This is a genomic window from Pedobacter jejuensis (genome assembly GCF_003725795.1).
Taxonomy (GTDB): domain Bacteria; phylum Bacteroidota; class Bacteroidia; order Sphingobacteriales; family Sphingobacteriaceae; genus Pedobacter; species Pedobacter jejuensis.
Window position 1 is genome coordinate 234934 of record NZ_RBEE01000044.1, and the last position, 19452, is coordinate 254385.

23 protein-coding genes are annotated in these 19452 nt (G+C 37.4%); 10 read left to right on the plus strand and 13 right to left on the minus strand.

The features are described from left to right. The first annotated feature begins 115 nt into the window (after positions 1–115). Positions 116–514 carry an HIT family protein gene (locus tag D7004_RS19045; protein ID WP_123207405.1) on the plus strand — a complete coding sequence of 133 codons (399 nt, stop codon included), beginning with the start codon at positions 116–118 and terminating at the stop codon, positions 512–514. A gap of 14 nt (positions 515–528) precedes the next feature. Here D7004_RS19045 and D7004_RS19050 read toward each other — a convergent pair whose 3' ends face one another. The 6 genes from D7004_RS19050 to D7004_RS19075 all read right to left on the minus strand — a co-directional run bounded on the left by D7004_RS19050 (position 529) and on the right by D7004_RS19075 (position 5550). Further along, complete coding sequence (locus D7004_RS19050; RefSeq protein ID WP_123207406.1) at positions 529–1419, minus strand: pirin family protein; 891 nt, start codon at positions 1417–1419, stop codon at positions 529–531. A gap of 102 nt (positions 1420–1521) precedes the next feature. Then, positions 1522–2622, minus strand: coding sequence for an NADH:flavin oxidoreductase (locus D7004_RS19055; RefSeq protein ID WP_123207407.1), 1101 nt, complete (start codon positions 2620–2622; stop codon positions 1522–1524). 11 nt (positions 2623–2633) lie between these two features. After that, a complete protein-coding gene (locus D7004_RS19060; RefSeq protein ID WP_123207408.1) occupies positions 2634–2936 on the minus strand; it encodes an ArsR/SmtB family transcription factor in 303 nt (100 codons plus the stop codon). A gap of 231 nt (positions 2937–3167) precedes the next feature. Continuing rightward, positions 3168–3692 (minus strand): hypothetical protein, encoded by a 525-nt coding sequence (locus D7004_RS20890; RefSeq protein ID WP_208646886.1) that lies wholly within the window; start codon positions 3690–3692, stop codon positions 3168–3170. 147 nt (positions 3693–3839) lie between these two features. Next, complete coding sequence (locus tag D7004_RS19070) at positions 3840–4958, minus strand: MFS transporter (protein WP_244214382.1); 1119 nt, start codon at positions 4956–4958, stop codon at positions 3840–3842. A gap of 157 nt (positions 4959–5115) precedes the next feature. Then, positions 5116–5550: a MarR family winged helix-turn-helix transcriptional regulator gene (locus D7004_RS19075; protein ID WP_123207409.1), complete on the minus strand. Its 435-nt coding sequence runs from the start codon at positions 5548–5550 to the stop codon at positions 5116–5118. A gap of 191 nt (positions 5551–5741) precedes the next feature. Here D7004_RS19075 and D7004_RS19080 point away from each other — a divergent pair, with 191 nt between their 5' ends. Then, positions 5742–6479 carry a lysophospholipid acyltransferase family protein gene (locus D7004_RS19080; RefSeq protein WP_123207410.1) on the plus strand — a complete coding sequence of 246 codons (738 nt, stop codon included), beginning with the start codon at positions 5742–5744 and terminating at the stop codon, positions 6477–6479. 413 nt (positions 6480–6892) lie between these two features. On the opposite strand, the gene D7004_RS19085 is transcribed toward D7004_RS19080, so the two are convergent. After that, positions 6893–7117: a CDGSH iron-sulfur domain-containing protein gene (locus tag D7004_RS19085; protein ID WP_056087622.1), complete on the minus strand. Its 225-nt coding sequence runs from the start codon at positions 7115–7117 to the stop codon at positions 6893–6895. A 181-nt stretch (positions 7118–7298) separates the two neighbouring features. Next, positions 7299–9809: a zinc-dependent metalloprotease gene (locus D7004_RS19090; RefSeq protein ID WP_123207411.1), complete on the minus strand. Its 2511-nt coding sequence runs from the start codon at positions 9807–9809 to the stop codon at positions 7299–7301. Positions 9810–10017: 208 nt separating this feature from the next. Here D7004_RS19090 and D7004_RS19095 point away from each other — a divergent pair, with 208 nt between their 5' ends. Beyond that, a complete protein-coding gene (locus D7004_RS19095) occupies positions 10018–10590 on the plus strand; it encodes a hypothetical protein (protein WP_123207412.1) in 573 nt (190 codons plus the stop codon). Positions 10591–10862: 272 nt separating this feature from the next. Here D7004_RS19095 and D7004_RS19100 read toward each other — a convergent pair whose 3' ends face one another. After that, complete coding sequence (locus D7004_RS19100; protein WP_123207413.1) at positions 10863–11756, minus strand: SDR family oxidoreductase; 894 nt, start codon at positions 11754–11756, stop codon at positions 10863–10865. A gap of 79 nt (positions 11757–11835) precedes the next feature. Next, entirely contained in the window at positions 11836–12417 is a 582-nt protein-coding gene (locus tag D7004_RS19105; protein ID WP_123207414.1) for a Crp/Fnr family transcriptional regulator, read from the minus strand. Between the two features lie 137 nt (positions 12418–12554). On the opposite strand from D7004_RS19105, the gene D7004_RS19110 reads away from it, so the two are divergent. The 3 genes from D7004_RS19110 to msrA all read left to right on the plus strand — a co-directional run bounded on the left by D7004_RS19110 (position 12555) and on the right by msrA (position 15149). Beyond that, positions 12555–13076, plus strand: coding sequence for a DinB family protein (locus D7004_RS19110; RefSeq protein ID WP_123207415.1), 522 nt, complete (start codon positions 12555–12557; stop codon positions 13074–13076). Positions 13077–13975: 899 nt separating this feature from the next. After that, entirely contained in the window at positions 13976–14476 is a 501-nt protein-coding gene (gene msrB, locus D7004_RS19120) for a peptide-methionine (R)-S-oxide reductase MsrB (protein ID WP_123207417.1), read from the plus strand. Positions 14477–14486: 10 nt separating this feature from the next. Further along, positions 14487–15149, plus strand: a complete 663-nt coding sequence (gene msrA / locus D7004_RS19125; protein WP_123207418.1) for a peptide-methionine (S)-S-oxide reductase MsrA — start codon at positions 14487–14489, stop codon at positions 15147–15149. Positions 15150–15178: 29 nt separating this feature from the next. Here the strand turns inward: msrA and D7004_RS19130 are convergent, their stop codons facing one another. From D7004_RS19130 to D7004_RS19140, 3 genes are read right to left on the minus strand one after another with little or no spacing between them, the layout of a single operon-like run. Continuing rightward, positions 15179–15970, minus strand: a complete 792-nt coding sequence (locus D7004_RS19130) for a molybdopterin-dependent oxidoreductase (RefSeq protein ID WP_123207419.1) — start codon at positions 15968–15970, stop codon at positions 15179–15181. Beyond that, positions 15948–16670, minus strand: coding sequence for a cytochrome b/b6 domain-containing protein (locus D7004_RS19135; protein ID WP_123207420.1), 723 nt, complete (start codon positions 16668–16670; stop codon positions 15948–15950). The genes D7004_RS19130 and D7004_RS19135 overlap by 23 nt, the downstream gene beginning before the upstream one ends. 57 nt (positions 16671–16727) lie before the next feature. Beyond that, positions 16728–17465, minus strand: a complete 738-nt coding sequence (locus D7004_RS19140) for a DUF1223 domain-containing protein (RefSeq protein WP_244214383.1) — start codon at positions 17463–17465, stop codon at positions 16728–16730. A 128-nt stretch (positions 17466–17593) separates the two neighbouring features. Between D7004_RS19140 and D7004_RS19145 the strand changes: the two genes are divergently transcribed. From D7004_RS19145 to D7004_RS19160, 4 genes are read left to right on the plus strand one after another with little or no spacing between them, the layout of a single operon-like run. Next, positions 17594–18181 carry a sigma-70 family RNA polymerase sigma factor gene (locus tag D7004_RS19145; protein WP_123207422.1) on the plus strand — a complete coding sequence of 196 codons (588 nt, stop codon included), beginning with the start codon at positions 17594–17596 and terminating at the stop codon, positions 18179–18181. A 1-nt stretch (position 18182) separates the two neighbouring features. Beyond that, positions 18183–18449, plus strand: coding sequence for a zf-HC2 domain-containing protein (locus D7004_RS19150; RefSeq protein WP_123207423.1), 267 nt, complete (start codon positions 18183–18185; stop codon positions 18447–18449). Positions 18450–18508: 59 nt separating this feature from the next. Then, a complete protein-coding gene (locus tag D7004_RS19155) occupies positions 18509–18772 on the plus strand; it encodes a hypothetical protein (RefSeq protein ID WP_123207424.1) in 264 nt (87 codons plus the stop codon). 47 nt (positions 18773–18819) lie between these two features. Then, a complete protein-coding gene (locus tag D7004_RS19160) occupies positions 18820–19401 on the plus strand; it encodes a peroxiredoxin family protein (protein WP_123207425.1) in 582 nt (193 codons plus the stop codon). Positions 19402–19452 lie beyond the last annotated feature (51 nt).

Here is a 19452-nt window from a genome sequence, read left to right on the forward strand (position 1 = left end):
ATTAATAATTGGTAGATACCACATAAATTGAGAACCCAATCCTGTAACTCAAAACCCGTAACTGACAACCGACAACCGGCAACTCAAAACCTAAACCCTTTAACCTTCCACCTTTATGACTATCTTTTCGAAAATTGTTGCAGGAGAAATTAGCGCACATGTTGTTGCTGAAACCGTAGAATATTTAGCTTTTTTAGATGTTCAACCGTTAACCGCAGGCCACGTTTTGGTTATTCCGAAATTAGAAAGAGATTATCTTTTTGATATGGAAGAAGACCTTTATGTAGGACTTTGGATGTTTGCAAAAATTGTTGCTAAAGGTGTAAAAACCGCTTTTCCATGTAAAAAAGTTGGTGTTTCTGTAATTGGATTGGAAGTTCCTCATGCTCACATTCATTTAATACCAATGAACAATGTGAGTGACATGAATTTTAGTAAAGAAAAGTTAAATCCTACTCAAGAAGAACTTGCAGAAGCTGCAGAAAAAATTCGCCAGGCTTTATTAGAGGAATAACCAATTACATTTTGCTATTTTTTTGTAAAGTGGCTTTGTTCGGGTAAGGGCACAAAATCTGTTTCGCCTGGAACCGGCTTAAAACTTTGATTTAACCATTTGGTTTTAGCGTCCTCGATAAGCGTTTTATCTGTTGCTACGAAATTCCAGTAAATGAAGCGTTCTTCTGGAAATGGTTCGCCGCCAAAAATATAAACTGTTGTGTTTTCATGCATTTCAAATTCACAAAGTTTGGCATTGTTGGCAATTAATATATGTTTCGGCTCAAAAATATTGCCTTCGCTTTCAACAGCGCCATCTAAAATATAAAGTGCGCTTTCTCCAAACAAATCATCGCCAATATTTAATTTTTGCCTCGATGAACTTTTTATCTCGATAAAATAAAGTGGACTGTAAACCGGTACCGGAGATTTTTTCCCAAATGCTTCACCTGCTATTAATTTAAACTTCAATCCATTTTCTTCCCAATGAGGAATTTCTTGTTCTTCGACATGGAAGAACTCAGGTTCCATTTGCTCTAAATGCTTGGGTAAAGCAACCCAAATTTGCAAACCATGAAGCATCTTATCTGTGGTTCTTAAATAATCTGGAGTACGTTCGGAATGTACAATTCCACTACCTGATGTCATCCAATTGACTTGCCCGGGTTTGATAACCACATTATTGCCTAAGCTATCTTTATGTGTTATTTCTCCTTCAAATAAGAATGTTAAAGTTGATAAACCAATGTGTGGGTGCGGTGGAACATCCAGGTTTTCGTGGTCGCTCATTGCCGCCGGACCCATATGGTCGATAAAAGAAAATGGCCCAACCATTCGCTTTTCTCTAAACGGCAATAATCTACCAACCATAAAGTTGCCAATATTGGCTGGACGTTCATCTATAATAAGCGAAATATTCGACATGGGATTTACTTTTTAACAAAGTGAATTTAAGGAAAAACTTATCAAGTTGATAATCAAAAAAAAGGCACCTCTTTCGAAATGCCTTTTACAATTATGTGATTCTTAAACCAATTCTGCTAAAGCCTCTTTGCTAAAGCCTTTTAATTGGTCAAGGTGGTTATTTTTAATTTTTTCTACCCATTGTGGATCAGATAAAAGTACACGACCAACAGCAATTAAATCAAAATCGCCTCTGTCCATTCTGCGTACCAACTCATCTAAAGAACTTGGTTGAGAACTTTGTCCGGCAAAAGCGCCAAAGAAATCGCCATCTAAACCTACTGAACCAACAGAAATAGTTGCTTTACCCGTGATTTTTTTAGCCCAGCCTGCAAAATTCAAATCAGAGCCTTCAAATTCTGGCTCCCAGAAACGACGTTGAGAACAGTGGAAAATATCGATACCAGCATCAGCCATTGGCGCTAACCATTGTTCCATTTCTTTCTCATTCTTAGCCAATTTATAATCATAGGCAGCAGGTTTAAATTGAGATAAACGAATGATTAAAGCAAAATCTTCGCCTACTCTTTTACGCACTTCTTTAATTACTTCAACCGCAAACCTGGTGCGTTCTGCTAAAGTTTTACCACCGTAAATATCGGTGCGATTGTTTGTAGCATCCCAGAAAAACTGATCAATTAAATATTGATGCGCACCATGAATTTCTACTGTATCAAAACCTAAAGCTTTTGCATCGGCAGCTGCTTGTCCAAATGCCGCAATTGTATCAGCAATCGCTGCATCAGTCATGGCAACACCATTCTCAAAACCCGGACTGTTAAAGCTAGATGGATCTTCAAAAGGTGCGCTTGGCAACCACCCTGAAGCATGATTTGCAGATATACCTTGATGCCAGATTTGTGGACCCATTTGGCCACCCTTTGCATGCACATCATTAATAACTTTTTGCCATCCGGCCAATGCTTTTTCGCCATAAAAATGCGGAATGTTTGGATCGGCAGATGATGACGGTCTGTTAATTACGGTTCCTTCTGATAAAATTAAGCCAACTTCGGCATCAGCTCTTTTTGCATAATATTCGGCAACATCGGCAGTTGGAACACCATCAGGTGAAAACGAACGCGTCATTGGAGCCATTACAATTCTATTTTTTGTGTTTAATGTTTTCAGATTAAATGGTCTGAATGAACTATCTGTGTTCATATTTTTGAAATTTATAATTCGGAATTGATGATTTTACTTAATTGTTCTATGCCTTCTTTATTGCGTTTGTAGTAAGTCCATTGCCCAACTCGGGTTGCAGAAACTAAATCGGCACGTTGTAAAATGGATAGATATTCTGAAATTGTACTTTGAGATAATCCCGCTTTATTTTGGATTTGACCAACACAAACACCGATGTTTTCAAAATCTGCATTTGGCTGCTCCGGAAAATTTTCTGCAGGCGCTTTAAGCCAGCTTAAAATTTGCAAACGGGTTTTATTTGAAAGGGCTTTAAAGATTTCTACCTGATCCATAACACAAATGTATATCGACTTTTCCCGATATACCAATATTATTTAGCAAGTTGACAATAATGTGTAAATGAAGGCTAGATTTAGTTAGAAGCGGATGAGGATAGCATATCGAAATTTATGCAAAAAAAGAACGGGGATAAATCATACCGACCTATCCCCGTCATCTAAATTAACGCTCTCGAATATATAAACACCAAAAATTGTTATTTATTATCTCGAGCGGAATTTTTTTTATTTTTTTACAGCTGGCTTTTTAGCAACTGCTTTTGGCTTCTTCTCTACCAATGGTAAATCTTCTGTTGCTTCAGTTTTTTTCTTTGCTGATGCTTTAACTTTTTTGGGTTCTGCTACAGCTGCTTCTTCAACCTCAACTTTTTTCTTTGCCGATGCTTTAGCTTTTTTTGGCTCAACTACAACTTCTTCTTCAACATCAACCTTTTTCTTCGCTGGTGCTTTAGCCTTTTTTGTTTCAACTACTGGGGCTTCAATAGCAACCTCTTCTTTAGCTTTAGGGGCATCAACCTGATTTAAGTAATTTGCTAAAACTTGTTTCAAATAAATCTCTGGTTTTGGCATGTTAATTACCGTTCCTGGTTCTTTATCCTGAGATTGTTTAATATATGCTGATTTAATTTTGCCCCAATCTTTTGAGTATAATTTGATAAACATTTCTACGAATTGTTCATCTGTATATTTTTTAGACAGCCTGCCCAGCACTGCCTGAATTTTTTCTTCCTTTTTATGTAATACCGCCATCGTTTTAATTTTGCACAAAGATAACCGATAATCATGTAAATAGCGCATGTAAACTTTTTACCAGTTTGCCCGCATCGTTTTTCGTAGTATCATCCCCTTTTTTCACAAACAACAATTTTTCAAAAAAAATAAATAAGCATAACCGATTTAAATTTTTTCTAACATAAGTCCTTCCATTGGCGTTGCAGATTCATTGCTTTTAATTTCGCTTTGGTGCAGCTTTCTGTAAGAGAAACAGCCGATTAATACCGCAATCGCACCCTGGAATAAAACTGTATTTTCTGTACCAACAAGTTGAGAAATGCTACCAATTAATAATCCGCCCAAAGGCTGCATACCAAAGAAAGCCATGGCATAAAAGCTGATAACTCTTCCCCTCATATTTGGATCAACTGTGGTTTGAATTAGGGTGTTGCTAATTGTAATTTGCGACATCATTCCAAAGCCCGAAATTGTTGCAAAAACCAATGCGATAGGATAATAGGTGGTATGGGAAAATAAAGCCAATCCGGCACCAAAAACTAAAGTATTTATTGCTAAAATTTTCCGGAGGTTTTTACCAGGTTTTAAGGATGCCAAAAACATAGCTCCCGAAAAAGCACCTAAACCTATTACACTATCAATAACGCCAAAAGTTGATGCCGTTCCTTTAAAAATGTCTTTAGCATAAACCGGAATTAATGTACTAAAAGGCAAGACAAATAAACTTATCAGCGCCAGCATAATTAAAACAGATGCAATGGATGGTGTAGCTTTTATGTAGGCAAAACCTTCTTTCAACTCACCAACTATGTTTTTTGTATGCGGTTTAGAAACGTATTTAGGCAACTTCATCATTAGTAACGAGCCAATAACGGCTATAAAACTTACTGCGTTTAAGCCAAAACAAATATCATCTCCTAATTTTTCTAAAGCTAAACCTGCCAAACCTGGTCCAATTAATCTCGAAAGATTTACCATCGAAGAATTTAATGCCAAAGCGTTTGGTAAATCTGCTTTATCATCAACCATTTCATAAACCAATGATTGTCTGGCTGGTACATCAAAAGCATTGATTAAGCCTAATAAAGCACTTAGTGCTATAATTTGCCACATATCATAATGCTTTGTAAAAATCAAAATCGTCATTAATATGGCTTGAACCATCGAGGCGATTTGCGTAAATAATAATAGCTTGTACCTATCATATCTATCGGATGCAACCCCGCCAATAAATGAAAAAATGAAGGAAGGAAAAAGGCTTGCAAAAAGCGTTAATCCGAGCATAAAGTTAGAGTGTGTTTGCTCGTAAACTACCCAGGTACGGCTGTTTTTTGCATCCAGGTTCCAATTAGGGAAATGGATTGGCCGCCAAAGTAGAGGCGGTAATTACGGCTTTTAAATGCATTAAATGTACTGATGTTCATAATTCAAGGCCGTCTGATTAATAATTAACCAGTTTTGTTAAAGGACCTATAGCTTCTTTTAAAATTAATTGTTCTTGTTCTGTGCAAACTTCTGCGATGGCTTTGCTCAACCATTCATCTCGCTCATGCCTAACTTGCTGTAACATTTCTTTACCTGTCGGGGAAAGCGAAATGTGAATTTTGCGTTTATCGGTTTCGGATGCGGTTTTAGAAATGAGATTTAATACTGCAAGATGGTTTAACAACTGCCCCATAGATTGTGGCGTGATTTTCTCCAACAGAGCAAGTTCTGCCGATAGTAGATAATCATGCTGCTCTAATAAAACCAAAATCGAGCGCTCCGTTTGTGATAATACGGTATTTGATGGGGAAAGCTTTCGTAGTTTACGATTTAGCCTTGCCAATACTGGCCGAAGTGCTGATGCTAAAGCGTTGCTTTTTTCTGAACTCATTTTTGTAAGTATAACTTATAAGTTTACCTTACAAATATAATGCAAGTTTGGTTTTGTATTTCAGAAAAAAAATTAATTGACATTGAAAAGATTTTGATGGATTTAACAAAAGGAGGAGCTACATGTAAATTTAGATTAGCGGCTATTAACAAACAATCAAATTTCTATCTTTGCACAATTAAATTATACTAATGAGTAAGTTTTTTGGCTACATTTTAAGCCCGGTTTTTTATTTCTTCTTTGGATTAACGCTTTGCATTTTCCACCCTATACAATGGATTTGCTTTAAGTTTTTTGGCTACAAAGCCCATAAAATTTCGGTAGATGTACTAAACTTCTTCTTAACCTATTGCCAGATTTTTTTGGTGAACAGCGTAAGTTTTAAAAACGATTTTGATTTGCCAACCGATAGACCAATTATTTTCGCGTCAAATCATCAAAGCATGTATGATATCCCATCGTTAATCTGGTTTTTACGTAAGCATCATGCAAAGTTTATTTCGAAGATAGAACTAACTAAGGGCATACCATCGATTTCAATAAATTTAAGACTGGGTGGTGGGGCAAATATTGATAGAAAGGATAATAAACAGGCTATTTCTGAAATTATTAAACTTGGGCGCAGGATGAAAGATAACAATTGGAGCACTGTAATTTTTCCAGAAGGAACAAGAGCAAAAGATGGGCAGCTTAAAACATTTCAGTTTGGTGGCGTGGCCACTTTATTAAAAGTTGTGCCAAATGCTTTGGTTGTGCCAGTTGCGATAGAAAATTCGTGGAAAATTGTTCGTTTTGGAATGTTTCCACTTACAACAGGGCACGGATTGAAATGGACAGTTTTAAAACCAATTGAGCCTGAAGGCAAAGCAGCCGAAGAAATTACTTTGCAAATTGAAACAGAAATAAGGAAAGTTTTGGGGCAAAGTTAGTATTTGGATAGAGCTTTTTAGTATCAAGTATCAAGATAGATTTAGAAGTTTAGGCAAGTTTTATACAATGAAACAGACCGAGCGCACAAGTAGCTTTGACAACTTTCTTTCTAAAGTGGTATAAAATTGCAAATGTTGCACTCACAGAACCAAGCTTTGACAACTTTCCTTCTAAAGTGCTACAAAAGTTGTCAAAGCTAAACGCACCGAACCAAACTTTGACAACTTGCTTTCTAAGGCGCTATAAAATTGTAAATGCTAAACGCACCGAAACAAACTTTGACAACTTTCTTTATAAAGCGCTATAAAATTGTAAATGCTAAACGCACCGAATCAAGCTTTGACAACTTTCTTTCTAAAGCGCAATAAAAGTTGTCAAAGCTAAACGCACCGAACCAGTGATAATTTTATTTTTAAACTTTCTTTGGAGGAAGATCAAAAGCTATTGCCTCATGTTCGAAATGTCCATTATGGGCACCATCGCAAAATGGTTTGTTTTTAGATAATCCGCATCTGCAAATTGATAAAACAGTTCTGCCTTGTAAGCCATATTCATTTCCGTTTCTATCTACGATTTCGAAATCGCCTTCTATTTTAACCGAACCGTTATTGTTTATTGTAAGTTTTGTTTTAGACATACCACAAACTTATAACAATAGAATTTAGTTACACATTTTCGTTTTAATTTAGAAACATTCTGTGTTTTGCTTATCAAAGAACCTGGCAGCGTGGAATAATTAAAGGTCATCATGCGCCTGTATTGGTATTTCCAATTGAAACATGATGACCTTAAATAAATTATTGACTACTTATTTTTTCTTACTCCCAATCATCTATAAAATCCATTCCACCCATACCTATTGGTGCACCTGGAGGCATAACTTGTGCAGGTTCAGGTTGAAATTTTGATGGAGATTCTTCAAATTCTTTTATTTGAGATAATGCATATAAAATGTTTGCTTTTTGTTTTGGAGCTGCATTGGCCAACTTTCCATTCATCCACGATTTTAATTCTGAAATCTCCAATAAAGCTTCGCCCCTAACATTTTCTCCAGCACGAGAATTTGCTGCCAATTGCAGTAAGTATTTTAACGTAAGATTGTTTACCATTACCTGCAATTGCCCTTTATACCCAGGTACAGGTTCTGCTTTCCATGTTTTAGCAATTAATTTTTCAACTACAGCAATTAATCCTGGCTGCTCAGAATCACGAGAATTATATTCTACCAATCGCGAAGCACGCTCAGGATTTAGTAAAGAAGAAATGGTTTCATTTGCAGCAGCTTCGGCAGTTGCAATTGGGTCGAAAGTTGGTCCGGTGTAACCACTAAATGTTTCTGCCGAAGCAGGATAACCTGAAGGGCGAGGTGGTATTTTTTGAATTAAACTTTCGGGTAAAGCCAAAGCTTCAGGACTAACCGTTGCCATCAAAGCATCGAACGCAGCCCATTGCTGTGCAGGTTCTACCATTTTTGTTGGTTTCTGACCATCATTTTTTACGGCATGAGTGAAATACAGTCCGCCAATATTTTTTGCAACAGCTTCAATTTCATAACGATGCAATAAATAAATAGGCACCAACACTTCTTCCAAAGTTGCCATTGGTGCATCTTTTACAATTGCTTTTTCCGAAAAATTATCCAAAACCATTCTACGGATTTTCATCAATCGATTAAGCTCTGTAATTGTGTTTTCGTCATCTTCCCATTGGTTTGCATTTGGATGTGTATATCCACCAATATCAGGAATGTATTGAAAACCCTCCTTTAAGGTTTCATTCATTATTTTATCCAGTTCAGCATTTTCATCGGCACCTTTTGGAAAATCACTATAACCCCACATAATCGCTCTTTTATCCCAGCTACCAATACCCTTTGCATAAGCATCAGATAAATCAATACTACCATCTGCTTTCTGTTTTATCCGTGGGAAAGGGTAATCCATTACAGATGTTCTTTCTTTCGGACTTGCCGCAAAATTATGGTTTAAGCCAAGTGTGTGACCAATTTCGTGGGCTGACAATTGTCTGATTCTGGAAATCGCCATTTCTTCCATCACCTTACTAACCGGTTTTCCATCGGTATATGGCTGCAATAAACCTTCGGCTATTAAATAATCTTGGCGATGGCGATCTGAACCCAAAGTTACCACACCTTTTATGATTTCTCCTGTTCTTGGGTCGCTGTATGATGAGCCATAAGAAAATGCTCGTGGACTTCCGGCGCGGGTAATCCAGTTCACAACATTATAACGGATGTCCATCGGGTCGGCACCTTCAGGCAATTCTTTTACCTGAAAAGCATTTTTGTAACCCGCAGCTTCAAAAGCCTCATTCCAAAAAGTGCCTCCTTCAATTAAAGCTTTCTTTATCGGCGCAGGTGCACCTCTATCAATGTAATAAACGATTGGCTCAACAGCTTCGCTCACTTTAGCATTTGGATCCTTTTTCTCTAACCGATGTCTGCGAGTAAAACGCTTAACCAAAGGTTCAGACATTGGCGCAGAAAAATCGGTATAACTAAACAATTGATAACTTGATCGTGGGTCGAATTTGCGTTGTTTGAAATTATCATCAGGCAGTTCTACAAAAGATTGGTGCATTCTAATTGTAACCGCATTCGCATCCGGAGCAATGTTTCCTCGTCCGCTTGGCGCACCGCCTGCAAAAGTCAGCATTGCCTCAAATTCAGTGTTTTTAGGGAAGTTTTTGGTATTTGGCAAATATACCGCTGATCGAGTTTCATCTACCCGATACGTTGCGCCGCCAGTTGCAGCACCTCTGCCACCAGCACCACCCGATGATGCTGGGGCACCGATTGTTGCGCCTATATTTTGGCTATCACGAATAATGAAAGGTGTTAAGTCGATTAAAGCTCTATCGCCCTCAAGCGCAACCGGAGCAAAACCCCAGATTATAGATTTTGCAAAAGAACCTTCAACAGTTTTAATTTCATCGGCATTACCATTTCCTGCACGATATGCCAGGTTTGGTTCTAAAAGGAAAACTTTCGGACCTACCTTTATAAATCTGGCAACATTTGCAGAAGCGCCACCACGTTCCGCATTTCTGCCTGCACCATCTGTAAGCGAATTGAAATACAGAAAATCTTTATCAAACTGAGCAATTTCTAAAAAGACTTTGCCAGTCTTTTCATCATAATAGAAAGTAAAATAACCTTCTTGTTTTTTAAAGTCTTTGGTAAAATCGGAAATACTTGTAGCCGGAGCGGCAGATTGCGTTCGTGCAACTGGAGGATTTGTTTGTGCAAGCAATGGCGGGCAAGCAAATAGAGGCACAAGAACGACTAAAGCGTAAAATTTTTTATTCATAAGGATATTTTGGTTTGGTTTAAAGAAGGGCAAACAATGCGTTACATTGCTGTTGCTTAACAAATATAATTTTAAACCATGATTAACAATAACTTAGCAGCGTAACTTTTTAATGGCGAAGAGAATTATTTTAACAATTCATTTTAAGAACTTCGTAGCGTATTGATAGGTTATCTCGTTTAAGCTAGAAAAATCTAAATAACTAAATATGCGTTATCTCCCATTATTATTTTTAATCGCAACCTTTTTTGGCTGCTCTAAGCAATCAGAAAATGGAAAAGTTGTAGAGTTGTATGTAGATCATTATGCGCAGGCAGGCAAACAAATGATTTATACTTTGCCAGAAAAAAGTCCTATTGATACATATTTAGAAGGATTTAACGACCGTGAATTAGGTTTTACTTATAAGGTTAGGGCGCAAATTTATAAACCTGAAGTAGCACCACAAGACGGACCAGATAGATGGTATGTATTTGTAAAAGTGATTAGCAAAGAGATTTATACAGGAACCGTGCCATTTGAAATCTCATTAAAAACAAGCAGTATTTTCGCTACAACGCTGGCAATTCGAATACAAAACCAGGTTTTTTATTATGGCGACTACATCTTACGACCAGAAAATGATATGGTAAAAAAACAACTAGAAGAAGTTATTGCATTACGATCTAAACTAGCTACTGATTCTAAATACGCTGCAACAGTTTTAATTAGCGCAACGGTTCAACACGACCCAAACAATAGAAGCAACGGATATTTGGTAAAATCTGTTAAAATTCAATAGTTAGAAATTTATTCGTTGTAACAATACCCTCAATTTAATATCTTAGATTAAAATTGAACATGTTATGTTAGAATTAGCATTGGAATTCTTATTCGGAGTAACTTCAGTAGCTGGAGGCAAAAGAAATAAGTTGACTCCAAGACCAAATTTTACTGCATTTCTAATTGTCTGGTGTGTTGCGGTGTTATCCATCACATTGATTTTTGGATAGCGCACAAAATATAAATCTTTACAGCAAAGCAATTGATAGCCGATATTAGTTTCGCAGCTAGCTAATCGTATGTCAATTCAGCTTTGTGTTTGGTGATAAAATCAATCCATTTTACAGGTTTTTTTCCTGTAATTTGATGGAAGTTATCAAAAGTTTCATCGGCTCCAGGAATTGTTCCGGCTGCATATCGTTTCCAATGATCGTAAACGCAGTTCATATATGCCATTTCTGCTCCCGCATCTTTCATCGATTGTAAAAAAACTTCTGGCGAAAGCGCTTCATATTTAAAAGGCTTACCGATAATGGTAGTCATTAAGCCTGCAATTTCAGCAAATGTTTTTGCATCGTAACCTAGTCTATATGTTTTATTTAAATGTAACTCTGGATTTGCAAGTGCTAAAGATGCTACCAAAGCAACATCATCTACATCTACCCAACTCAACCTTGCTCCTTCTACATAAGCATTGATTATACCATTTTTAATCGCCTTTTCTCCGCCATAGCTCAATAGGTTTTGCATAAAAGTTTCAGGGCGTAGATGCGTATAAGAAAATCCTGACCACTCTATGTAACGTTCGATAAGTTGGTGCCATGCCCAATGTGCCACAGTGGTATCATCTCCGCCACAGGCACCTAAATGAACTACGTGTTTAACGCCAGCTTTTTTTGCATTATCAAGCAGGCTCTTGCTTTGTTTAAGCATATCAACCGTGTAGCCCGTAATTATAAAAACCCTGTCAATTCCTTCAAATACAGATTGATGCGTTCGTTCATCATCAAAATCGAGGATAACAGTTTCTATCCCTTTATCGGCAAAAGGAATTGCCTTCGCATGACTACGAACCGCCGCAACGAGTTGTACTTCTTTGTTATTTATTAAAAAATCTATCGTTTTGCTCCCTACTTGTCCGGTGGCACCAGTAATAAGAATCTTTGGAAGTTTTTTATCAGACATAAAATTCATTTTTTGATTTGCAACCTCAAAGGTAAGGCTACCAAAACTGTAGAAAGTTGATCTGTATCATGAAATAACCTTATTTCCGTAAAGCAATATTTTTACGGACGCGGCTTAATGTTTCAGGAGCGAGGCCAAGGTAAGAGGCGATTAAATTTTGTGGCAACCTTTGAATGATTTCTGGATTGGATTCGGCCAATTGAAGATATTTTTCTTCTGCTGTAAAGGTATTAGAACTTACCAATCTTCGTTCTTTGGTTACAATACTATTCTGAAAAAGAATGCGGAAATAACGGTCCATTATAGGCACTTCCAAAGTCATTGCCTCAAAGTCTGCTTGAGAAATCATAAGCAGCTCAGAATCTTCAATTGCATCAATGCTTTGCGTTGCCGCCTCACCTGTCAAAAAACTTTGAATATCTGAAGTCCACCAACCTTCCCATGCAAACATGGTAACATGCTGAATTCCGTTTTCATCAAGATGGTAAGAACGAAGTAAACCCTTTTCTACAAAACTCATATACTTACAAACATAGCCTTGATGCAGCAAATGTTGCTTTTTAGATAATTTTTTAGAGATGAAGAAAGCTTTGATTGTTGTCTTTTCTGCTTCGCTTAGTGACACCTTTTTTAAAACATGAGAAAAAAAGACTTCGAACATTGGGATGAGATTTCTAAGCACTAATAAATGATGAACAAATATATTCTTTTTTAACGCTGATTTTAAGTTTCAGTATGGTAGCATTTCTATGTTTTGCGCTATAATTACCTACCTTTAAATTAAAAAAAGAAGATACAATGGAGCAAAAATTAGAGGTTTGGCAACGAGGACCACTACCCGAATTCATAGCAGTTTTGCAACCAATAGCTCACGCCCTATTACAAGCAAGAGAAGAGGTAAATGAGTACATGCACAATTTCCCTAAAGATTTACTATGGGTACGCCCGGCAAATATGGCTTCTGCAGGTTTTCATTTGCAGCATTTAAGCGGTGTTTTAGATAGGGTTTTTACTTACGCAAGAGCAGAAAAACTAACAGAATATCAGTTTGAACAATTAGCCGAAGAAGGTAAAAACTCTCTAAATGGTTATGAAGTTGACCACTTGGTTAACCGCTTCAATAAACAGGTTGATGTGGCACTAAAACAATTAAAAATTACTGATGAACATGCATTAGCCGATTTTAGAGGCGTTGGCCGAGCTGGTTTGCCTTCTACCGTAATTGGTTTGCTTTTTCACGCAACAGAACATACTATGCGCCATGTTGGGCAGTTGATGGTTACTGCGGCCATAGTAAAAGCGCAAAATTATGGTATGTAGTTAATGTTTTAGCTTAAAGAAACAACCAAGTTTACTCAAATCATCTTTAAATGAGAGAAGTTACCCACGAATTAAAACAAAAAAAACCTGTAAATTTTACAGGTTTTTTTTTGCAATTGATTAATTATTGGAGTAGCCCGCAGGGGAATAATTACTTTATTATAACCCATTGGTTTTCAATTTCTTTAAATGATTTTATTAACCTACACACCGAATTACTCACCATGTTTTTGATTGAGAAATTACTCCGAATCTTACATTCTAAGGTACGATTTAGATTGAATAAATCAAACCAATTTGTAGAGATAACGGAGGGTAAAGATCAACATTTACTTAGACCTTTTACTTGACATCATCGATGAGCAATTCCTATTAAAAAATTAGGACGCTCAGTAATGGAGTTTAGAAATAGTAAATTCCACATGATGTTCCAAAAGACTGCCTCGCTATTATTAATTGGCTAAATAAATGTCGATTGACCCCGCCTTACTAAAAATGATTCTTTCATAAACCCTACAAACTAATGAGGTTACAAATAATCAAGAATTGGTGTAATTGGGTTAATCTTAACTGGTTCAGCCAATTTAAAGATAATGGATTCCACCTGGAAATGGAGAAAACATTTTAGCTGACCCAGTACCTCCAAACCTATGACGCAAGATAATTAATGATTTAATTCAAATTTTAATTTACGGTTTGACCGGGTTCAACTGTAATGGTTTACCATTCTTTAAGAAGCATTATTATTGGAGGTATGGAGTCATGTCATTGTGATTTATACTTACAATACGGTGAAGAACCAGCCAGGTGTTTTATGCGTAATTAAATTACCTAAGCCGCTTATAAAATATTCCACCGGCTTTTGTAAGGATTTAAATTGTCTAACGACTAATTAAGATATGAGAAATTTAAGATTATTAAGCATACTATTTCTGGGGCTAGCATTAAATGCATGCGGTCAGAATAAACCCGCCGATAAAGGAACATTGTCTCGAGATATTAAAAAATATCCACAGGCAAAAACAGCGGCTTACTGGAAGCAGGTGCTCTCTGCGCAGGCTTACGATATCATGGTGAATAAGGGAACGGAAACGCCATACAAAAACCCGTTTTGGAATAATCACAAAAAAGGAATTTATGTTAGTGCCGCAACTGGAAAACCACTATTTAGCTCAGATACTAAATTTGAATCAGGTACCGGCTGGCCTAGTTTTTTTAAACCGATTGATGCCAAAGCAATTAAAATCGTCCGCGATATTTCTAGCGGCATGGTTAGAGATGAAGTTGTAGAGGCAAGCACAGGCCTCCATCTGGGGCATGTATTTGATGATGGGCCAGAACCCACCGGGCAGCGTTACTGCATGAATTCTTATGCACTGAAATTTATTCCATCCAAATAATTTGATAATCATGAAAATATATAAATTTTGGTTGGTAGGATTGGTTTTTCTTATATCATGCACGGATGCACAGACGAAAAAGAACCAGCAGGCCTTTGCTGATTTACCCAAACCAAAGGCAAATGAAAAAGTGGCAACTTTTGCAGGCGGATGTTTCTGGGCACTGGCAGAAGGCATGAGCGAATTGAAAGGCGTGGATAAAGTAGTATCTGGCTATTCAGGGGGAAATACAAGAAATCCAACCTATGAAGAGGTGTGTTCGGATAATACAGGTCATGCCGAATCTGTACAGGTTTATTATAACCCTGATGTAATTAGCTATAGCCAGCTCGCTGAGGCATTTTTTTACGCTCATGATCCAACGACAGTTAATAGGCAGGGGCCAGATGAAGGAGAGGATTATCGCTCGGTTGCATTTTACCGTAACGCTGAAGAAAAGAAAGTATTGGAAGAGGTAATGGCCAAGGTAAATGCCGCTCATCATTATATCGATAAAATCGTAACGCAGGTTGAACCCTTCAAAGTATTTTATCCTGCAGAAAATTACCACCAAGGCTATTACAGGCTAAATCCCAATAGTGGCTATATTCAAGGTGTATCCACGCCCAAAGTGTTAAAGCTCAGGAAAAGTATGAATGCTTTGATAAAGCCTGAATTCAAAGATAAAATTTGATTACCTGGGGAATTTTTTATTCCCCATTTTTACAATCCCGAATAGTAGTCATAGCCTTGTTCCGCCCAATAATCTCTTGGACGTTGGTTGCTGAAAGACATTACTCCGATTCTTTTAAGGTTTTTAATACCGTATTTTACCGGAATAATTAACCTTAAAGGCGCACCATGATCGTTGGTTATCGGTTTTCCATTCATCTCGTAGGCTAAAATTGTTTGTGGATGAAGTACACTGTCTCTTTCGAGCCCAACATAATATTTCCCATTGGGCGTTTCCAATCCCATATAGTTTTTTTCGGCAAGTGCATCAAGTTTGTAATGCAATAAAAAATCACTCAATTTAACGCCTGCCCAATGTTGAATCTGATCCCAGCCCTCAACACATTTAAAATCAAATACGATTTCCGTTTTGGGTAATGCCTTGATTTCTTCAATGCTGATTTTTAAAGATTCTTTACGATCAATTTTAACTTCCAGCTTCCAATTCTTAATGTCGAAATCTTTATCATCTTTAATGCCGATTAGACTGTTAACCCTTACAATCTTTGCCGCTCTTTCTTTTGGATAGGTTTTAGCCAGATGGTTATTACTGAAGAAATTACGGAAGAAAAGTTCTGTCTTGTTTAGCGCCCTTCTCAGCGGTGCCCGGGCACCGCCGGTAATGCCTGCATTTTCTTCGGGCGAGTTAAGTAGCCATTTCCAGCCTGCAACTGCTCCACCACCCAAAGCAAAGAAAGCACCAAATGAAATAAAATTCCTTCGCTTTATTTTCTGCTCGATGGTAAGTGGTTTCTTAGTTTTATTTTGATCCGTTGGTTTCATTTTCTGCGTTGTTTGCTGTTAGTGTTTTTTCCTCTCGGATTTGTGGTTCAGTTTCTATTACCTCGAAGCCAGAGACAACAGACCGGAAATTGTTCCACCCGGCAAGTGCCACCTGCAGGATATGTATGACAAAGAAAAGGACATAGCCAATGGTTAAGGCAAAATGGATTATCCTTGCAAAATGATAGCCACCGCAAAGCCAGCATAGCCAGTAAAGTTGTACTGGTTTATAAATTGCCAGCCCGGTAATTACTGAACCTGCACCCATTAAAATAATTGCGCTGTAGGCAATTCGTTGCGCCGCATTGTATTTTTTTTGGGGCGGAGTGGTTTTTCTGATGTGCAGGTCATGCAAAAGTACCTGCCAGGCTTCTTTGAACGAGTTTCTTTTAGGAACAAGTTCCCTCCATGCGCCGGAAAATAAAGTATAGGCAATGTAAAGCAGTCCGTTGATGAAAAAGAACCACATAAAAAGAAAGTGAAAAGCCATACCCTCGGCAAGTCGATGGGGGATGTGGAAGTACTTGTAAAACCATTCAGGAAAAAATTTAATCAGGGTAAAGCTGAAAATCGAAATTCCATAGGCATCATTTGCCCAATAAATAAATAAGCCACTCCAGATCATTACCGTAAGCACCGGGAAGTTTACCCAATGTGTCCAACGCATCAGAAGTGCATGCTTTTCCTTGATTTCTTTCATTGAAATATTTTATATCATTAACGAAAATCTGACCTTAAAAGATCTGACCTTTCAGCCTTAAAATTTAAGCTTTGCCGCTGCAGTTATTTGTCCTGTTTTTTCATTTTGTAATAAAGCGATGATTTCGGCATTGCCCTGCTGGATTCCTCTTATAGGGAGGAAATCTACACTTCCTTTATCTTTCCCGTTTAGCCTGAAATTTTCCAGATTGCGCACTATCTGCACATGTGAAAGTGTTCTTCCTTTATTTTCGCCACGTTCAATTTTATTGCTTGCGTTTGGGGTGATGACGGCAACAAGTAGATTGTAGCCCAATGTTGGTTGGTTGATTTGATAATTGAGTATCGTGCTTTGCCCCGAAATGGAAATTGCAAGTTTTGCCTTGCCTTTTTCAGAAAGCGAAGACGTAATTGCGCCCCGCAGTGTTTTTTCTTCTGAACCGACAAATTCTCTACTGCCATTTACCACAATCTGTGGCGTATAAACGCTGCTTAAGTTTAACCATTTTGCATATTGATTCTGCCTTTGAGAAAATATACGATTGCTAAAGGTATCTTTCCAGCCAAGGCGATCCCAATAATCGACATGATAGGCCAGGATGTAAACAGGTCTGTCTTGATTTTCCTTCTCTATTCTGGCAACCAATGCATCAGCTGGCGGACAACTTGAGCAGCCTTCTGAAGTAAAAAGTTCTACTACTGCAAAACCATTCGGAGCCGATTCCTTGCGTTTACTAGTGAAGGCAAAACTTATCGTACATATTGAAAGTAAGAGTAATGCTATTTTTCTGGACATAAGCTTATTTTTTATCATTGGTCGCTATTGCTGTGGAATCCTTACAAAAAAATAAAAGAAATTGTAAGGAATTAATTTTTCAGCGACTAAATGCTTAAGTACTATATTTATACAATGTAATAAAAAAAATGGAACAGGAAAAGACCACAATAAATAGCCCGTTAAAGAGCGATCCTGTAACCTGGGTTGAACAGTATGCAGATTATCTGTATCGTTTTGCCTTTTCCAGGCTCCGCGATGAGGAGATAGCAAGGGATTTAGTACAGGATACTTTTCTGGCTGCGCTTCAGCAGGTTTCCAAATTTGAAGGAAAGAGCAGCGAGAAAACATGGCTCACTGGCATCCTTAAAAACAAGGTTGCCGATTTCTACCGCAGGCAGGCATCAAAAGGTATTACCGCAATCAGGTCTGCTGAAACCGAACAGCAGAATTTCTTCGATTCTGACAACGGACATTGGAATGCGAAGCATGCTCCACAAGCCTTTGGTTTAGATGATGATAATCCGTTGTTATTAAAAGAACTTGGCGGGATATTAAACGGCTGTCTTAAAAAACTCCCTGCATTGTGGTTTTCTGTATTTTCAATGAAACACATGGATGACTTTGCATCAGAAAAAATATGTATAGAACTTAAACTGACTGATGCTAATTTCTGGGTAATCATGCACAGAACAAAACTTAACCTGAGGGCATGCCTTCAAAAACACTGGAACTGATATGACAGGAGCACTGAAAAAAATAATATATAACTGTAAGCAAGCCACTTTTCTTATCGAAAAAAGAACATTAGGGAAAATTACAGCATCGGAGGCGCTACAATTGCAGGTTCATCTGGCAGGCTGTTCCATTTGCAGAACCTATCAAAAGCAAAGTTTGCTCATCATCCGTCTATTCACGGGTTTTCCATCCGGTGAAATCAGATTGGATGATACCTTTAAAGCAAAGCTTCAGCAGCAAATTGAAAAAGAAATAAATAAAAATTGATTTTTATTGTAAGGAGTTTTTCGAATTGGCGACCAATGGGGAAATAAAAATACAATAACATGAAAAATCAAATCTTAAAATCGGCAGGTAAGCTTTTTCTTACTGCTTTGGTAATGGTAAGTTTATCTGTATCAGGTTTTGCTAATGTTCCTCAACAAGAAAAGGAAAAAATGTCCAAAATGAAACAGGACAAAATGGGCAATAAGAAAATGGATAAGATGGAGAAAAGTAAAGTGTCGAAAATGAAAGCAGATTCGATGCAAAAAACTAAAATGGAGAAATCTAAAATGTCTGACAGTAAAATGTCGAAAGGGAAAATGTAGAAAACAGGCAGGAAAGTGTTTTCTTTCCTGCCAATATTTTAATATATATGAAAAGAATAATACTAATTTTTACCCTGGTTATCATGCTGGGTTTTAATGCAAATGCACAAAAAGGATTAGCAGCAGGCACTAAAGCTCCTTCCTTTAGCGGGGTAGATCAAAATGGGAAAAAAATAAATTTGCAGGGCTTATTAAAGGAACACAAATCTGTTGTGCTCTTTTTCTACCGGGGTCAATGGTGTCCATACTGCAATAAGCACATTAAAGAACTTCAGGATTCTTTGCAATTGCTTACCGGTAAAAGTGCTTATGTAATAGGAGTTACACCTGAAACGAGCGATAACATTTCAAAAACAATAAAGAAAACCAAAGCTGGTTTTTCCATTATTCAAGATAAGGATGATAATATTATGAAGGCATACGGTGTAAACTTTATGATGGATGATGCAACCTTTACTAAATACAAGGGCTACGGAATTAATCTGGAAGCGAATAATGGCAATAGCCGTCATACCTTACCCGTTCCTGCAACTTATATCATTGACCGTTCAGGTAAGATCAAATATGTGCACTTTGATCCCAATTATCAGAAAAGGGCATCTGTTAAATTATTATCTGCCGAGCTTTAATTTAGCAGGCCAGAAAATGGGTTAATCCATTTTTTTAGTTTGGGCAATTTT

What these genes read in the sequence shown, in the direction of transcription:
- D7004_RS19045 (WP_123207405.1), top strand. Translation starts at nt 116, where the DNA reads ATGACTATCTTTTCGAAAATTGTTGCAGGAGAAATTAGCGCACATGTT.
- D7004_RS19050 (WP_123207406.1), bottom strand. Translation starts at nt 1,419, where the DNA reads ATGTCGAATATTTCGCTTATTATAGATGAACGTCCAGCCAATATTGGC.
- D7004_RS19055 (WP_123207407.1), bottom strand. Translation starts at nt 2,622, where the DNA reads ATGAACACAGATAGTTCATTCAGACCATTTAATCTGAAAACATTAAAC.
- D7004_RS19060 (WP_123207408.1), bottom strand. Translation starts at nt 2,936, where the DNA reads ATGGATCAGGTAGAAATCTTTAAAGCCCTTTCAAATAAAACCCGTTTG.
- D7004_RS20890 (WP_208646886.1), bottom strand. Translation starts at nt 3,692, where the DNA reads ATGGCGGTATTACATAAAAAGGAAGAAAAAATTCAGGCAGTGCTGGGC.
- D7004_RS19070 (WP_244214382.1), bottom strand. Translation starts at nt 4,958, where the DNA reads ATGCTCGGATTAACGCTTTTTGCAAGCCTTTTTCCTTCCTTCATTTTT.
- D7004_RS19075 (WP_123207409.1), bottom strand. Translation starts at nt 5,550, where the DNA reads ATGAGTTCAGAAAAAAGCAACGCTTTAGCATCAGCACTTCGGCCAGTA.
- D7004_RS19080 (WP_123207410.1), top strand. Translation starts at nt 5,742, where the DNA reads ATGAGTAAGTTTTTTGGCTACATTTTAAGCCCGGTTTTTTATTTCTTC.
- D7004_RS19085 (WP_056087622.1), bottom strand. Translation starts at nt 7,117, where the DNA reads ATGTCTAAAACAAAACTTACAATAAACAATAACGGTTCGGTTAAAATA.
- D7004_RS19090 (WP_123207411.1), bottom strand. Translation starts at nt 9,809, where the DNA reads ATGAATAAAAAATTTTACGCTTTAGTCGTTCTTGTGCCTCTATTTGCT.
- D7004_RS19095 (WP_123207412.1), top strand. Translation starts at nt 10,018, where the DNA reads ATGCGTTATCTCCCATTATTATTTTTAATCGCAACCTTTTTTGGCTGC.
- D7004_RS19100 (WP_123207413.1), bottom strand. Translation starts at nt 11,756, where the DNA reads ATGTCTGATAAAAAACTTCCAAAGATTCTTATTACTGGTGCCACCGGA.
- D7004_RS19105 (WP_123207414.1), bottom strand. Translation starts at nt 12,417, where the DNA reads ATGTTCGAAGTCTTTTTTTCTCATGTTTTAAAAAAGGTGTCACTAAGC.
- D7004_RS19110 (WP_123207415.1), top strand. Translation starts at nt 12,555, where the DNA reads ATGGAGCAAAAATTAGAGGTTTGGCAACGAGGACCACTACCCGAATTC.
- msrB (WP_123207417.1), top strand. Translation starts at nt 13,976, where the DNA reads ATGAGAAATTTAAGATTATTAAGCATACTATTTCTGGGGCTAGCATTA.
- msrA (WP_123207418.1), top strand. Translation starts at nt 14,487, where the DNA reads ATGAAAATATATAAATTTTGGTTGGTAGGATTGGTTTTTCTTATATCA.
- D7004_RS19130 (WP_123207419.1), bottom strand. Translation starts at nt 15,970, where the DNA reads ATGAAACCAACGGATCAAAATAAAACTAAGAAACCACTTACCATCGAG.
- D7004_RS19135 (WP_123207420.1), bottom strand. Translation starts at nt 16,670, where the DNA reads ATGAAAGAAATCAAGGAAAAGCATGCACTTCTGATGCGTTGGACACAT.
- D7004_RS19140 (WP_244214383.1), bottom strand. Translation starts at nt 17,465, where the DNA reads ATGTCCAGAAAAATAGCATTACTCTTACTTTCAATATGTACGATAAGT.
- D7004_RS19145 (WP_123207422.1), top strand. Translation starts at nt 17,594, where the DNA reads ATGGAACAGGAAAAGACCACAATAAATAGCCCGTTAAAGAGCGATCCT.
- D7004_RS19150 (WP_123207423.1), top strand. Translation starts at nt 18,183, where the DNA reads ATGACAGGAGCACTGAAAAAAATAATATATAACTGTAAGCAAGCCACT.
- D7004_RS19155 (WP_123207424.1), top strand. Translation starts at nt 18,509, where the DNA reads ATGAAAAATCAAATCTTAAAATCGGCAGGTAAGCTTTTTCTTACTGCT.
- D7004_RS19160 (WP_123207425.1), top strand. Translation starts at nt 18,820, where the DNA reads ATGAAAAGAATAATACTAATTTTTACCCTGGTTATCATGCTGGGTTTT.